The organism is Mesorhizobium sp. M7D.F.Ca.US.004.01.2.1, assembly GCF_003997785.1.
GTDB lineage: Bacteria > Pseudomonadota > Alphaproteobacteria > Rhizobiales > Rhizobiaceae > Mesorhizobium > Mesorhizobium loti.
Window position 1 is genome coordinate 1 of sequence record NZ_RZRQ01000784.1, and the last position, 384, is coordinate 384.

Annotated in this window: 2 pseudogenes; both read left to right on the forward strand. The window is 61.5% G+C overall.

The window, feature by feature from the left end:
- Positions 1 to 99: pseudogene (locus EN993_RS36785) on the forward strand (YaiI/YqxD family protein); the annotation flags it as partial.
- A 23-nt stretch (positions 100 to 122) separates the two neighbouring features.
- Positions 123 to 384: pseudogene (locus EN993_RS36790) on the forward strand (DUF1345 domain-containing protein); the annotation flags it as partial.

The following is a 384-nucleotide window of genomic DNA, read 5'->3' on the forward strand; positions in this document are numbered from 1 at the left end:
GGCTACAATGCCAGCTTCGCGCCGCAAGACCGGTCGCGGTTTCTGGGCGAACTCGATCGCATCTTGCGGCGTGCCATGAAATCGGCCACACCGGATTAGCGCTATCCAGGGCTGGAACCACCATGGCCGCCGAAGCTCCGATAGACAAACCCATGCAGCGCCACATGCTGTTTGCTGTGTCTGCCTGCTTCGGCGTCTTTGCGCTTCTGGTGGCGTTGCTGCTGCACGCTCCGCTTGCCTATTCGATCGGCGCCAACGCGTTCTTTGCCGCCTATGTCATTCTCGTCGTCGCCCAGATGCCGAAGTTCACCGGCAGGTATCTGAGCAAGAATGCGCGCGCCACCGACCAGCCGGTGCTGGTCATCTTCGCCGTGACGCTTGTCG